Here is a 13,375-nt window from a genome sequence, read left to right on the forward strand (position 1 = left end):
GTTGCATCTTCCAGAAATATACGAGGAGTCGTTTCGAATTGAAGCTTGTGCACAAAGTAGAATTTCCCCGCTCGCGAGATGCGCATCGCGAACTTGCCTATTGCTACTACCAGAAGGAAGAATTTGACCTCGCACGTGACGAGTACCAGAAACTACAAAGCATCGATCCCGATGACCTTTCAGCCCATTACAATTTGTCGATCCTCTATCGTCGCGCTGGCTGGTACGACAAAGCCGTCGAGCAAGCTAGTTATTTCACTGACCAGAGGGACGATCCCTCAGCAAGCACCTACGCTCTCGAATATCTGAGTCAGCATCCCGAAGTAGCGCAGGAGAGTATCTCGATGCACGTCCACGATCTTGGGAACCTCAATCGACCGACGGTTTCTGGGATCAATGATGTAGACACCAGGAAGGGCGAAAGAACTAGCGCTGTGTCTTCGTCAATCGCTGGAATGGCCTCCCATTAGGCTCGCGATATTGTGTAAAAACGTAAAAAACAGTGACAAGTTTTTTCATTGCGCCGCGATGGCTCGTGCGTCATCGTTAGGAGTCAGAGGACAAGCCGCAGCTGAAACAGCGAGTTGGGGAAGAGAGATCACCGATACGGTCAAGTACCGCTGGTATCTCATTATTGGCAACAAGCATGGGCTGAATTTCAGAGATTCAATCGCCGACAGTAGAGAGGACTTGAAGGCTGATTATGCAGGAATCAATGGTGGAATGAGTGCGTGCGCCCAATACTGGGTAAGGGGGCTGCCATGACTTCCTTCACTAGAAGCATGCTGCTCTTCGGAATCGTCGCTTTGGGGCTGATTGGCTGTAAGGAGTCGTGGACCAAGCATTTCGAGAACGTTGAGGATGTCAGAAGGACAGGCCTAATCGATAAAGGATGGGTTCCAAAGTTCATTCCTCCAGATGCGAGCAGTTTAACTGTATCAGGTGATCTCGACTCAGGTATCGTACTCGGCTCATTCTTGTCGACGAGATCAGGTATCGTCGGAGAAAACTGCTCAAATGCACCAGATGCTTACTCCATGCCAGACTATGCGTTACGTTGGCTCAAAGAAGACGGTGTTGCTGCTGAAAACGCAGCAGCACTCAGGGGCAAGGGATATGAGGTCTTCGAGTGTGCTGACAATTTCGATTTAGCGCATTCAACCGCTATGCACCGGTTCTACTATTGGACGCGAAAAAAATAGTCCGTGCGAGTTCGGCGCGTGCGGCGCAGAAGCGATGGCCCTCGGCGAGGGGCACCCCATCTCCCTTTCTACCTCTTTACGTAGGATAGAAGTATCGACAGAGAACGACTTGGCTAATTGCTCTAAACGAGCTGGTTTCGCTGAGTAGTATTCGGAGACAGTCAGATCTCCCGAAACAGACGCCATCAATGCAAGTACAATCGCTTTCTCTTGGCCAAGCTCTCTAAGCTTCGCACTTATACCCTTTCTTCCGTCCCAAGAAAATAGCTCTTTAGGCCATCCGATTAGTTTGGCAAGCCGCATCAGTCCGTTGTGATCCGCACGCGACAAAGCATATTCTGCAGGACCCAGATAGTCTTCCGTAATACCGCAAGCACAGATTTTATTGGCGCTGCGGCAGACCCTTTGGAACTGGCGGCGCCGGCTGTCGACTGGAATGCTTACATTACGCTCAGTGCTCCTTCACCCACTAACATCAATGTGACGGGTGCAATAACCCACGACTGTTCCCCCTCACATGAAAATTGCGAGTGTATTGCGGATGATCTTTACCATAGAATTTCCTTTTATGCGCTATGCGCATGCTATGAGCCTATGGGAGCCGATTATGGGATTCAATCCTTAGGTTTGAATCGGAGGTTATCCTTGCAAATTTCGTGTCTCATTGTGACGGGTGCGTTGAGTTGAAAGAAGCCTGTAGGAAGAAAGAAAATTCGGGCTTTTGATGGTATGGAAAACCTCTGGACGAGTGAAGAGTAGGGTATGGCGTAGTTGGACCTGACTCTACTGGATCAGTGGCAATGAAAGAATCACGCTGAAGGTCTAGGCAACTCCGACGTAGGGCTGGCATAGTTCAGCCGTGATCGAAGTCGAGGAGTGCGTGCCAACTTCAGGCGATATGCTGCTCAACCTCAAGTGCAGCGTATGCCGCTAGGGGGCAGGGAAGACCTGTGGGTATTCATCGCGGGAAGGAAGAGGTGGCTTAGTCACATCAGCAGGAATAGCTGAAGGTCATTTCTGCTAAAGATGCTCCTGTTTACGATTGCTAGTCTCCGGATCGAGTTCTAGGCTCGTGAGCGGCAGAAATGGGCATATCGATTCCATCACTCACGATTCTCTACCTCCAGGATGAGAAGGTGTTGACAGAGGTCTCCGGCCAGATGCAACAGAGCTTGATCGAATGTGGCCAGGCTCATACCGTTGTGGACGGCCAGCCCCAGAAGATAGGCATCCGTAACCTGCTTGTAACCGTGCAAACGCCGGGAGAAAGGTTTGGTCAGCGTTTGCCAGTCGAGATCGGACGGCACGTAGGAGTATCCCGCCTTTCGCTTCAATCTCGCTAACAGTGCCGTAGCTTCTTCCATTGTGAATCCCTTGCCCTTTAAGTTTGTCATGTATCGCATAACACCCAGTTCTGTCAGGTTTGAGACTGCCCATTGGAGTCCACGGGTATTGAACCAAACCGTTGCAGGTTCATGGTGAACGTGGTCCATATCGAGAATGGCGACAAGGACGTTCACGCCGAGCAAATGCCGGATCTTCTTAGCCAAGTTCATCCTCCGAGAGTTCCTTATTAACTATCTCGGGAGTGATTTCCCTGCCTGTGCGGGCTGCTACCAAGTAGCCATGAGGACTTTCTTTCAACCTGGGGAGACTGCTGCGCGGATAGCTCTTCGGTACGTCGCAAGAGTTTGCTAACAGCTGCACCCAAGGCGAGGTCGTTAGCCTGAGCGTAGGAGGTGGCGATTCGATAGGCGTCGTCATCAAGGTGAAGATTGGCTCGTATCGTCATAATTTCATTATGCACCATAATGAAATTATGGTGCAAACATATGTGATCGGTGCAAAATAAGGACAATTGAGCTCATGGGCAATTTCCCCGTCATTCGGTATATCTTCCGCTTTTAAGAATCTCCATACTCTGTGGGTAGAAGGGAATAGCATTGGGGGGGATTTGGAAGAGATCACTCTCTTGCTATCCCTTATGGACGTTTGAATTACGCAATACGGAGATGATGTCCACGGTAAACATGCGCTCCTGGAACGATCTCGTTTCGGCTCGCGGCATTCTTGATACCATCGGAATTCGGCAGTATTTCCTGAATGCTGGCTGTCAAAGCTTCCTTCAAATCGCACGCAAGAGCCTCTAGAATCTTTCTCCAAAGGACCCCGTCGATGCGTGCTTCCACCCTCTGGAATGCAATCGGGAGTAGACTCGGATCTGCGACGCGAACTGTCCCTTGACTATTTTTCTGCTTCTGGAGAGTGAACTCCCTCATCCTGCTGCTTGAGCGTATAGCAGGTTCCGCATAGTCCAAGGGCATTGAAATCGTATTTGTGAGCGAGGCCCACGCAGAAGCCTTGGTGACGGCCAACCTAATAGTAACAAGGCTCGGACCAATGTTGGCTGCTCCCCTGGTGCTTGCATTTCTTCGTCATCCGACAACCCTGCAATAGTGCTTATCCGACGTGGGACAATACAGTTCAGTAAGAATAGCATTTGATGGAATTTCGTATTTTCAGGTGACAATAATGAAGATGAAATCGAAGATTTTTGTAACTCTAGTGACTCTACTGATCGCGGTTCCTATCAATTGTTTTTGTCATAACAGTAATCAAAAACTGCCATTCGCAATTCAAATTCGGCTACGCGAATCTAAAGTCAAGCTCGGTACCCCTGTAACGTTGGATGTTGCGGTCATTAACAATACGGTAGAAACAAAACAAATAGTTGTTAGCCCAGGCATTACATTTGCTGATAGGTACTACACGGCGATCATTTTGGATGAGACAGGACATTCAATACCTGAAACTGCTTATGGAGAACGCATACACGGACATGGAGACGATCCGAGAGCCATAGGTGGAGGTAGTCATTTTACGGTCCAAGTTGAGGCGGGAGGTCATATTGATCAAGAATTTAAGATGAGTTATTTGTATAAGTTGACAAGACCGGGAGTCTATTCGATTCAGCTTTTACGCGACGACCTGATGGAAGAAGGGAAAATAATCAAATCTAATACAGTTGTCTTGACAATTACACCCTAAAGGCCACGGGCAGGGATTCATTTGAGTTATTGAGCAATTCACCTGTATATTGTTGTCAACCTGTTCGACCGGCCAGCGAGGATTGAGATGCGCTTCTCCCCCAAACGCACCCAGTCTTTAGCCGTCATTGTCGTGTGTCTAGTAGTCATCGCGACGTTTGTGCTCGTTGTCGGCTATAGAACTCACCGGTATAACCACCCTGGCAGTGCAGATGAACTTCTGCAAAATGCCGACGATCTCTCTTGGAACAATCGGCTCTGAGCAGGAATTCGACAGAGTAGGCCATTTATGCGGCTTTCCGAAAAGCGAGAGCTTGCTATTTTAGAGAGATGCAAGAGCAGGCATGGACGAAAGTATTGAAATGGCCAGGGTATTACGTATATCGGGTGGAGATAGACGAAGAGCGGGAACGATTGCGTTTGTGGGTAAGGCGGAAGAGGGCCAAGCTCCAGTTAACCTGTGGAGGGTGTGGACGAGTCTTGGGCCATCGGACTATTCAGGAGATACAGTACCGAGAAGTGCGTGATCTGCCTTGTTTTGAGTACACGACCACAGTGGTAGTGGAAACGTATCGGGTGCGCTGTCCAGACTGCGGAGTGAAGGCCGAGCGGCTAGCACAGTTGCCCACGAAAGCTCCGTTCAGTAAACGATTTGAGGACATCGTGGGGAGAGCTTGCGAGTCTGCCTCAGCGCGCCAAGTGGCTCGGCAGTTTGGTTTAGCCGAGAGTACGGTACGTGCCATAGATCTGCGCTATCTGCAGCGCTGGCTAGGAGCCGAACCCAGCCCGTTCTACGTCAGATGGGCGTTGACGAAATCTACCTGGGCAAGAAGAGGAAATTTATTACAGTGGTTAGCAATTTAGAGACCGGAGAACCACTCTGGTTTGGCGAGGATGGAAAGAAAGAAACGTTAGATAGCTTCTTCCATCAGCAACTGAGTTTTTCCCGGAGAGAGAGAATCCAAGTGGCCTGTGTCGATATGTGGAGACCCTTTCGTTTGAGCATAGAGGAGAACGCACCAGACTGCGCCATCGTTTATGACAAATTCCATATTCTGCAACACGCCAATAAGGCAATCGACGAGGTACGGCGGGCCGAGTTTTTCCGGCAAGGTCAGCAAGTGCGGGATTTGGTGAAGGGCAAGCGTTGGTTACTGCTTACACGTTGGCAAAATCTGGACAGAGAAAAACGACAAAGCCTGGAGGCACTCTTCCGTATCAATGAGAAGCTTCTAAAGGCCTATCTGCTGAAAGAGAGTTTGGACCGACTTTGGCTTTATCGCTATGAAGGAGCAATGCTCAATTACCTGAAGAGTTGGATGGATCAACTCGAGGAGCAAGAACTGGCCCCATTTGAAAAGCTAGCCTACATGCTCTTAGAACATGTATATGGGATCCTAAACCACTGCCGTGTTCAACCTCCAATGGGAGTCGTTGAGGCAATTAACGGCAATATCAAGACCCTGATCCGACGCGGCAGAGGCTTCAAAAACCTGAACTACCTCTTGCTCAAGGCGCAACGTGTTGCTTATACCAGCACCAAGTTCATCGCTTTTCGGAAAGCCGCATAAATGGCCTACTCTGTCGAATTCCTGCTCAGAGCCCCAATTCTTAAGTTCTCCCCCGACAAAGGACACGAGTGTGACCCCAGGGCTAGACAATTGGTATACTTATCCGACATATCTAGATGAGAGAAACAAAACCAGCGACAGTCCTGGCACTGAGCTTTATCTTCCCAATAAGACAGCATTGGGAGAGGGTGCGGAGCAATTCAATGCCACCATGTACTTGATGTGGGATCCGTCATTAAATGCTGATGGAACACCCTCGCCCGATTGTGCTGCAACGTCAACATGGACTAAAGATGGCAAGGCAGCCAACTCGACAGTCAGTAAATGCACAGGATCGATTCCAATTCCTCTAGGGAAGGTAGATTGGGCATTCAGGTCCTGCGCTATAAATACTCTCGTAGACCAAGAGTCAACAATAACAACCTGGATTCTTCAGTGTCCTACTGATGCGGCAAAGAAACCTGTTGTTCAACCAACCAATACTCATCCTACGTGGGACAGTGCCGTTCGAAATACGAACTAGGAGATTATGTTGCGAAAGATCAAGGTTGTACTCCGTTTTCTGGTGGTATTCTGCTGTGTCTCGACGAGTCTTTACACAATGGCGCAACCATCTGCCATGTTCATCCTGCAGCTAAGTGCTTCTGCTTCAGAAATAAGGATAGGTGAGGACACCAAAGTGACGGTTACGTTGCGCAACATTTCGGATCACAATATCAAATATGCCGCCGGAATACCATGGCCGTTTTACCAACTTCAAGTGCTGGACGCACAGGGTAATAAAGTGAAGGAAACTTCATACGGAATGAAAGTTCACGGAACTGATCCGAACCGTCAGCCGTTCTTTGGAAGCGTAGGTACTGGTATTGTAGAGCCCGGCTCAACAATGGAGGGCGAAATCGATCTGGCAAAAGAATATGATCTTTCTGTTCCAGGCGAGTATATCGTTTCGGCCTCTCGTGTTGACCCGGAAACGCACATACTTGTCAAGTCAAACAAAATCCAAGTCACTGTATTGCCCCCCAAATAATGTCACCCGTGGAAGACGACCAAAGCTAAGGGCCGTCTTCCACATTCGCCTCGATTTCTACAAGGGGGGATTAAGCAGATTTATGGGTAGCTAGAAATTATTTCTTGTACAGTGATCTCATCCCCCCAGTGAGAAAGCAATCACTAACGTTTCCCTTTGATCAGAGTTCTCACGGTTCCTCCCTGGCAAAAACTCTGCCAGATGGACTTCATTGAGTTTAATAGTTTACCTACTCTCCAGATGTAATGCCTGATATTGATGGGCAAACTAATTCACGGCAGTATGAATGGCTGGGAATAACCGGAGTTCTCGATAGTAACAAAGAGACTGTGGGGATCGCCTTTCAGGGTAAGGCAACGGGATTCCCTGCGGACACCAACCCACTCATGACTTGGGTTCAACTGATATCCAATTCACAAATGGAATATCTGAATGACAAGGGTGATGTACTAGAACCTGCTACTATGGGGCTAGATCTCATTTTCCCGTTTGACCTTGGCAGCTACGCGCACGATTACCCAGCGATTGAATTGAATGAGGAGGGAGAAGCGTGGCGGACTTTTACTGCAACAACATATCTGATGTGGGATCCAGGCCTTCCCAAGGGTTGCCAGGTGGCTTGGAGTGAGCAAACAAAACATTCTGATGGTGATATTACCGGTGTATCACATCGGAGCGAATGCCAATCAATTCCCATTCCCTTACGCTCCGTGACTTGGCATTGGTCTGGGTGCGCAATCAATGCGCTTGCTAAACGGACAGAGCCAGATGGATCAACATCAAAATCAACATGGTTACTAAGCACGTCAAATGGATGCCCAAAACAAACACGCGAACCACCAGCGCGGGCGACGTTTCCGACGTGGACAACCCTAGGAACTGATACTCCCAAATAATGTGAGTGTAAGGAGCGAATATGAGAACACGAAATATGATTTCTGCCGCACTGGCACTGTTTTTGGGATTGTCCTGTTCAGGGCAATCCGATCTAGACCACGCGCTGCCTGCAGTCAACGGGCAAAATGCAAACTACACGCTCACCATAACCCCTCCTGGTGGCACTTTGTCTCTGAAATCACCACTGCTAGTTGAAATATATTATACGAATATAACTAATTCCTATATATACCTGAATATTATGTTGTGCAAGATTTGTACGACAGAACAGGTCTTGTTAACGAAGGATGGCAAAGAGGTTGAGACTACGGCATTTCAGAGATTGACTACGGGGCGAGGGTTACCTTCGGACTTTAAGGATATTCATGGGATTGCGGGGAGCGGCCGTACTGCCCGTTTCCCCCCAGGAGTCTTTTGGAGGTTCAACTTAGATCTGCGAAAGTTATACAATATTACGGAGCCTGGTCAATATATATTAACTGCAAGTCGAACAGAAGAGACTAAGGATGGGAAGACTGTAGTTAAGTCCAATACTGTTACATTGAACATTGTTGAGTAGTTGCGTTTTGTCGAGTTACCTCCATAACAAAGGAATCTCTAGTCGCTGCGTTAGCGAGTACAAAATTAAAACCGCGATATTGAACCTGTTCGCGATAAAGAGCGATATCGGCTATCTGCATCTGCATAAACAGCCGAAAGGAATGGAACCCTCATTGCATATTCTCGTCCATTTGTGGCGAAAATGCGTTGATAGCTTTGTATAGCTTGGATCGCCTGCTTAAGGGTGAAAAGTTATTGGCACCGCAGTTTAATATGATTTCATGTGTTGGGAAGCAGTTGCTCTGCGTGGTGGGAGATGCCACTTGGAATACAGAGCGATGGGATGGAAAGAACAAAATGCATAAGTATATAAAGCTGGTCTCGGCGGCTACGGCGCTGATAATATTCGGCTCTTCATTGAAAGCGCAGACGAATACGCTTCCCCTAGATGGTAAGGTCGGGATTGGCACCACGAATCCCAATGCTCCATTAGCGGTGGCATCCCCTGGCACCGATCAGTTCGTTTCTACAGTCATAAATAGTGCAGGCAATCAAATATTTGGTGTATGGAATCAAACCAACGGAGGAGCCACGGTTGAATTGAGGGACGGAGGCTCGAATCAAAAGATTTTCCTTAATACAACAGGAACTAGCTGGTTTAACGCAGGCAATGTAGGCATTGGTGCTACAGCTCCGAGCCAACTCTTACAGGTGGGTTCCTCTTATTCTCAGAATCCAAGTATTTTGATTGGCGGACAAGACAGTAATAATGCAAGTACGGGACACTATTTGCTCCTCTTTGGGGCATTCCGAGACGTCGAGAGCCTTGCATCGGGGATAGTGGCGACACCGGTTTGAACCTGTTGTGGTGGTTATCCTGCATCCGGCTATGCGGGAATCAGGCTGAATACGCTTGGTTTTTATACTGCATATAATACGGCAAATCCCTCGGCCCATTCTCCCAACATGCTGATCAATGAGGTTGGCAATGTGGGCATCGGCACGACATCTCCAGGCCGCAAGCTCCACATTGCCGGCGACGTGCAGATCGACGGCAGCATTTATTTCGGAAATAACCAAACCGCGCAAAGCTTTCCATACTCGGGGAACTGCGGTGGCGATTATGCGGAATCGATGGATGTGACCGGAGACCGCACAAAATACGCTCCAGGCGATCTGCTGATCCTTGATCCGGATAATCCCGGCAGAATTCTCAAGTCCATTGAGCCATATTCCACTGCGGTCGCGGGAATTTATTCGACAAAGCCAGGACCAATAGGCCGTCGCCAGACGGGACCCCAGAGTGATAGCGAAGTTCCGATGGCTATGGTTGGCGTTCTACCCGCTCGGGTGACTGCTGAGAATGGCGCAATCAAAGTCGGAGATCTGCTCGTTTCATCCTCAAAGCCAGGCTACGCAATGAAGGGCACGGATCGAAATCGGATGCTGGGCGCTGTGGTCGGCAAGGCGATGGGCAATCTGGATTCTGGTAACGGGGTGATCGAGGTATTGGTCACGCTGCAATAACGAATCAACAGATTTTGCGGAAGGGCGAAATACTCTGTAGCTCGCACAAGATGATTTGAATGCATGTGGTCCTGTTTTCCTTTAGCTAGAGGATCGGTCTCCGCCTCTCTATTTTGAAGTCTAGTCGTCAATTTTGTTGTCGAAGTCATCGTCTTGTTTTCCTGAGGGTTGCGTCGTTTCTTTGTGTTCGATATTTGCATAGGCTAGTCTCTCCTTTTTGTCGGAACGCACCTCTAGAAGTTGGTCGCCAACGGTATGCTTGGGAGAATAGCAGTAGAGATAGAAGGCCTCGAAGTAGGAATAGTTGAACCTGCGTCTGGCAAGAATATCTCTTTGATGCGTTTTCCAGAATTGCACAAAAGCATCAGAAGTAATGTACCGTACAATACGTTTCCCGATTTGAGTTGAGTGTTGGACAAGCCAACCATTGCGAATCCAAGTCTGGACTTCTTCTTTACGGACATGTAGAACCTTCGCCAGTGATGTAACTGTGTGTAGATCGCACTGCATGTCTCGCACGCTCAGATTGAAGCGCCAAAGCATATTCCTTACCGCCGGTACAGTTCTTCCGAGCCTTTTGGCAACTTCGTGAATGGGTAATTCGGCAAGTAACTCTCGGGCTCTTTCCATATCTTCCTCTCGCCAGGAAGATATAGAACTGCTTCTCCTGAAGATCTTCTGGCTCAGGTAGTTCCAGCATTCTCGGCGGCTTCTTCCCGAGAGACGCTGCAGTTCATCTGCTAATTGATCTAGCCTGCGGGATAGAATCGAGCTGGCACGTTCAACAAAGCTATCTGCTTCATCTGTCCATTTCAATTTCTGTTTCATATTCCTTCCTGAAGATTTGGTCCGTCATAGTCTGTGTTGTCCCTATAGCTAGAAGCAGTTCAGAAACGGCAACTGTGATAAGGCATGTAGTCAAAAATTGCTCCGAGCCGCTGATCGTCCAATTCCGTCCGGAGGAACGCTGCTTGCCAGGAGATTCAGATGTCGAAGCATGTCGGTCCATGCTTAACATAAGGTTAGGGGTGTCGTGCGTTCCTGGCTGCTTTGACATCGGCCGTGAGATGTGCCCTGAAAGGCTTCATTGACACCTCGATATCTCTATCAAGTGATCTCGCATCTATCCGCCTAGGCGGTTGGAGAACTAGCTTCTACAGCACGCCTGGCCACTCATTTCGGCGTATACAGCAGCAGGACGCATAATGCCCACAAGGTTCTGCTTCATCATTAGGCGTTTAAGATCTCATTATCGGAAACCTGCTTGCCTATGGCCCCGCTTAGGCTTAGCTATCTCGCCAGGAGCCTACAAATGAATAAGGCATTTGAAACTCAGATTTGGGGCAGCGATTACGAAGATATTTTCGTGGGTGGTTTGCGGATTTGTTTAGCTTAGTAGTGCAGGTGTGCCGTGATCCAAAATTGCATTTGAGCACGAGGAAGTGGGGTTCGGGCTGAATTCATATGGAATGCGTAATGGAGGGGCTAGGATGTTTCTAGCAGCGAATGCGTGGAATATTTCTCCCAAAACGCGCGAGAAAGCGAAGACGACTAGTCTACTTCGAGCTGCCAATCGGTTAGTGGCTTGAGATGGTTGAATCTGGAAAGAAAGAAATGTACAGTAGTCGAACAATTCGCGTATGTCGATTTTGAGACGCGTAACTATTTGATTCAATTTCGAGATCCAACAACGCGATTCCGTAAGCGTATCGATGTAAAGGGAATCGAGAGATGATACCGATCGTTAAGACCTATTTGGAGAGCTATCAGGCATCAGCACAACGCTTCAGAACCTACCCGGCGGCCTTTCGGTACTTTTGTTACTTTCTGTTCTTTCCTATCATCTTCATTCAATTGTTGTTATCGGTAGCTGAATGGCTGGCCGATATGGGTATGTTGCTAATAGTCCAGAGACGGCTGTCCCTCGGTTCACAAAGAGAACAGAAGGAATATTGGAAGCAATACGAATCATCTTTGTTGCGTGCGATGGATCGTCAGAGGCAAGTTGTAGAAGCTTTTACTGAAAAACAGCCAAGCGAGGAAACGGTCGCTTTTGCTAAAGAGGTTAATGCTCGCTATGCCGAACTTCGGCGACGGCTTGGTGAGGATTACGACAGGTCAGCATAAGGATCAGTTACTTTTGCGGGAGAGAAATAGTTCTCAAAGTGCCTCACGCAGGCGAGATAAACGTCCAATAGAGGTTGAGGCATAGAGAGCTAGGAGCCTCTGCATCATCAGATAATAAGCGGCAGCAGCGTCATGAACATGGAAAAGAACCTGGGGGCTTTTTCGGAAGAATAGCCCGGTCTGCACATGTACGATTGCACTCTTCAGCCGAATCGCGTCCATGTGCATGCATTCGGTAGTAATGATAGATTGCGCAAAGTTCCACTGTTGAACGTGGACAGCCAAGGCAATCAAAATATCCGCATTCCGTTTCATTCTCTTTAATCCCTGGATTCCTCCTAGCAATTGCCACATTTCGGAGGGGGCAATTGTTAGCTGGGCGTTGTGCGGTTTTAGATTATCAAACACTACCGTTTCCAGGTCATTCCACGGAACACTCTGCAACTGAGCCAGTAGTGCTTCCCAGGGGGTGGAACGGAGTCGATGAGAGAAGAGTAGGTACCGGATTGCAGGTATAAGAACCAGAGATACGGCGATCAGTACGATCCAGAAAATGGCTATCATTCTTTCGTCACCCTATGGCCGCCGACTATGAATTATAACTTTGAACAAATAACGTTCGCCTTTTCGGGTTTTGCAAAAACGCCTCTGAAGTACGATAACCGTATCATCTCTCTGTTGTCGACTGGTTAGTACATTGAGCGGGGAAGAGGAGTTGAGGAAAGTGACGATATCTGGTTAGAATGTGCCCTATTAAGTGCAGTCCTGTGCTGTAATTTCCATTTCGACGATCTAGAGTCTAGAGAGGTGTAGTGATGTCTTCAGATGAATCTCACAGGCGCGTCGAATATAGATACTTCAATCCGAATCGGGATGATGTAGATGGTCGTTTTTCACAAGCCTGCGCTTGGGCCTGGCCGTATGCACGTTACTGTGCCCGCAATTATCTCCACGACGAAGATGCCGCGTATGATCTGATGGATGCTGCGGTAGAGAACGCGGAATGGTATGATCTTCGTTTTAAAGGAGATAGGACTTCAAAACAGCTGTTTTACCGCATGCTTAGTATGCTAAAGCGTATATCGAAGCGGGCTGCCAGGAACAGTAGAGAACTGGCCTGTGGTCTGCTGGTCGACTTGGATTCCCTTTCGTATCGGACGTTTGAGAAACCGGATATCGAACAACAGGTGCACTGCGATCGAATCTTTTCCCGGTTAACGGAACGTGCACAAGAAATAACGATGTTACGCAGCGGTGGGCATTCCTGGAGAGAGATCGCCAAGTCTATAGGCTCTGATCACACGACTGTACGGCGTACATATTTGAGAGAACTGCGCGAGTTATTCAACCTTCTCTATAGCCATTCGCAGAAGCTTTGAGGGGCAGGAGATTATGAAGTGCTATCTCAGTCTTTGTGCCGTCAATGACGTTGTA

The 13,375-nt window shown here is 48.4% G+C and carries 18 protein-coding genes; 13 read left to right on the plus strand and 5 right to left on the minus strand.

Annotation, left to right across the window (positions count from 1 at the left end; translation table 11 throughout):
* Positions 1-47 precede the first annotated feature (47 nt).
* Genes AC6I7T_RS23770 through AC6I7T_RS23780 form a run of 3 tightly spaced genes read left to right on the plus strand, consistent with a single transcriptional unit; the run spans position 48 to position 1,202 of the window.
* Positions 48-470, plus strand: a complete 423-nt coding sequence (locus AC6I7T_RS23770) for a tetratricopeptide repeat protein (RefSeq protein ID WP_497794649.1) — start codon at positions 48-50, stop codon at positions 468-470.
* Positions 471-480: 10 nt separating this feature from the next.
* Entirely contained in the window at positions 481-765 is a 285-nt protein-coding gene (locus tag AC6I7T_RS23775; protein WP_497790245.1) for a hypothetical protein, read from the plus strand.
* Positions 762-1,202, plus strand: coding sequence for a YbbD-related protein (locus AC6I7T_RS23780; protein ID WP_497790246.1), 441 nt, complete (start codon positions 762-764; stop codon positions 1,200-1,202). The genes AC6I7T_RS23775 and AC6I7T_RS23780 overlap by 4 nt, the downstream gene beginning before the upstream one ends.
* 1,103 nt (positions 1,203-2,305) lie before the next feature.
* Here the strand turns inward: AC6I7T_RS23780 and AC6I7T_RS23785 are convergent.
* From AC6I7T_RS23785 to AC6I7T_RS23795, 3 genes are all read right to left on the minus strand, one after another.
* Positions 2,306-2,752, minus strand: coding sequence for a TA system VapC family ribonuclease toxin (locus AC6I7T_RS23785; protein ID WP_497790247.1), 447 nt, complete (start codon positions 2,750-2,752; stop codon positions 2,306-2,308).
* Positions 2,753-2,775: 23 nt separating this feature from the next.
* A complete protein-coding gene (locus AC6I7T_RS23790; protein ID WP_497790248.1) occupies positions 2,776-2,994 on the minus strand; it encodes a hypothetical protein in 219 nt (72 codons plus the stop codon).
* 205 nt (positions 2,995-3,199) lie between these two features.
* On the minus strand, positions 3,200-3,481 hold the full coding sequence (locus AC6I7T_RS23795; protein WP_497790249.1) for a hypothetical protein: 282 nt from the start codon (positions 3,479-3,481) through the stop codon (positions 3,200-3,202).
* A 253-nt stretch (positions 3,482-3,734) separates the two neighbouring features.
* On the opposite strand from AC6I7T_RS23795, the gene AC6I7T_RS23800 reads away from it, so the two are divergent.
* From AC6I7T_RS23800 to AC6I7T_RS23835, 8 genes are all read left to right on the plus strand, one after another.
* On the plus strand, positions 3,735-4,250 hold the full coding sequence (locus AC6I7T_RS23800; protein ID WP_497790250.1) for a hypothetical protein: 516 nt from the start codon (positions 3,735-3,737) through the stop codon (positions 4,248-4,250).
* An 87-nt stretch (positions 4,251-4,337) separates the two neighbouring features.
* Entirely contained in the window at positions 4,338-4,511 is a 174-nt protein-coding gene (locus AC6I7T_RS23805; RefSeq protein WP_497790251.1) for a hypothetical protein, read from the plus strand.
* Positions 4,512-4,579: 68 nt separating this feature from the next.
* The gene (locus AC6I7T_RS23810) at positions 4,580-5,113 is read left to right on the plus strand and encodes a helix-turn-helix domain-containing protein (RefSeq protein WP_497790252.1); all 534 of its coding nucleotides are present in this window, start codon (positions 4,580-4,582) and stop codon (positions 5,111-5,113) included.
* Entirely contained in the window at positions 5,050-5,820 is a 771-nt protein-coding gene (locus AC6I7T_RS23815) for an ISL3 family transposase (protein ID WP_497790253.1), read from the plus strand. The genes AC6I7T_RS23810 and AC6I7T_RS23815 overlap by 64 nt, the downstream gene beginning before the upstream one ends.
* Positions 5,821-5,890: 70 nt before the next feature.
* Positions 5,891-6,343 (plus strand): hypothetical protein, encoded by a 453-nt coding sequence (locus AC6I7T_RS23820; protein ID WP_497790254.1) that lies wholly within the window; start codon positions 5,891-5,893, stop codon positions 6,341-6,343.
* Between the two features lie 6 nt (positions 6,344-6,349).
* Positions 6,350-6,850 (plus strand): hypothetical protein, encoded by a 501-nt coding sequence (locus tag AC6I7T_RS23825; RefSeq protein ID WP_497790255.1) that lies wholly within the window; start codon positions 6,350-6,352, stop codon positions 6,848-6,850.
* A 1,794-nt stretch (positions 6,851-8,644) separates the two neighbouring features.
* The gene (locus tag AC6I7T_RS23830) at positions 8,645-9,145 is read left to right on the plus strand and encodes a hypothetical protein (protein WP_497790256.1); all 501 of its coding nucleotides are present in this window, start codon (positions 8,645-8,647) and stop codon (positions 9,143-9,145) included.
* Positions 9,146-9,277: 132 nt separating this feature from the next.
* A complete protein-coding gene (locus tag AC6I7T_RS23835; protein ID WP_497790257.1) occupies positions 9,278-9,814 on the plus strand; it encodes a hypothetical protein in 537 nt (178 codons plus the stop codon).
* Positions 9,815-9,934: 120 nt separating this feature from the next.
* On the opposite strand, the gene AC6I7T_RS23840 is transcribed toward AC6I7T_RS23835, so the two are convergent.
* Positions 9,935-10,642 carry a hypothetical protein gene (locus AC6I7T_RS23840; protein ID WP_497790258.1) on the minus strand — a complete coding sequence of 236 codons (708 nt, stop codon included), beginning with the start codon at positions 10,640-10,642 and terminating at the stop codon, positions 9,935-9,937.
* Positions 10,643-11,569: 927 nt separating this feature from the next.
* On the opposite strand from AC6I7T_RS23840, the gene AC6I7T_RS23845 reads away from it, so the two are divergent.
* A complete protein-coding gene (locus tag AC6I7T_RS23845) occupies positions 11,570-11,941 on the plus strand; it encodes a hypothetical protein (protein WP_497790259.1) in 372 nt (123 codons plus the stop codon).
* Between the two features lie 33 nt (positions 11,942-11,974).
* Here the strand turns inward: AC6I7T_RS23845 and AC6I7T_RS23850 are convergent, their stop codons facing one another.
* Entirely contained in the window at positions 11,975-12,505 is a 531-nt protein-coding gene (locus AC6I7T_RS23850) for a hypothetical protein (protein ID WP_497790260.1), read from the minus strand.
* Between the two features lie 251 nt (positions 12,506-12,756).
* Here AC6I7T_RS23850 and AC6I7T_RS23855 point away from each other — a divergent pair, with 251 nt between their 5' ends.
* Positions 12,757-13,320 (plus strand): hypothetical protein, encoded by a 564-nt coding sequence (locus AC6I7T_RS23855; RefSeq protein ID WP_497790261.1) that lies wholly within the window; start codon positions 12,757-12,759, stop codon positions 13,318-13,320.
* Positions 13,321-13,375: the final 55 nt, after the last annotated feature.

This window comes from Humiphilus diazotrophicus, assembly GCF_059726315.1.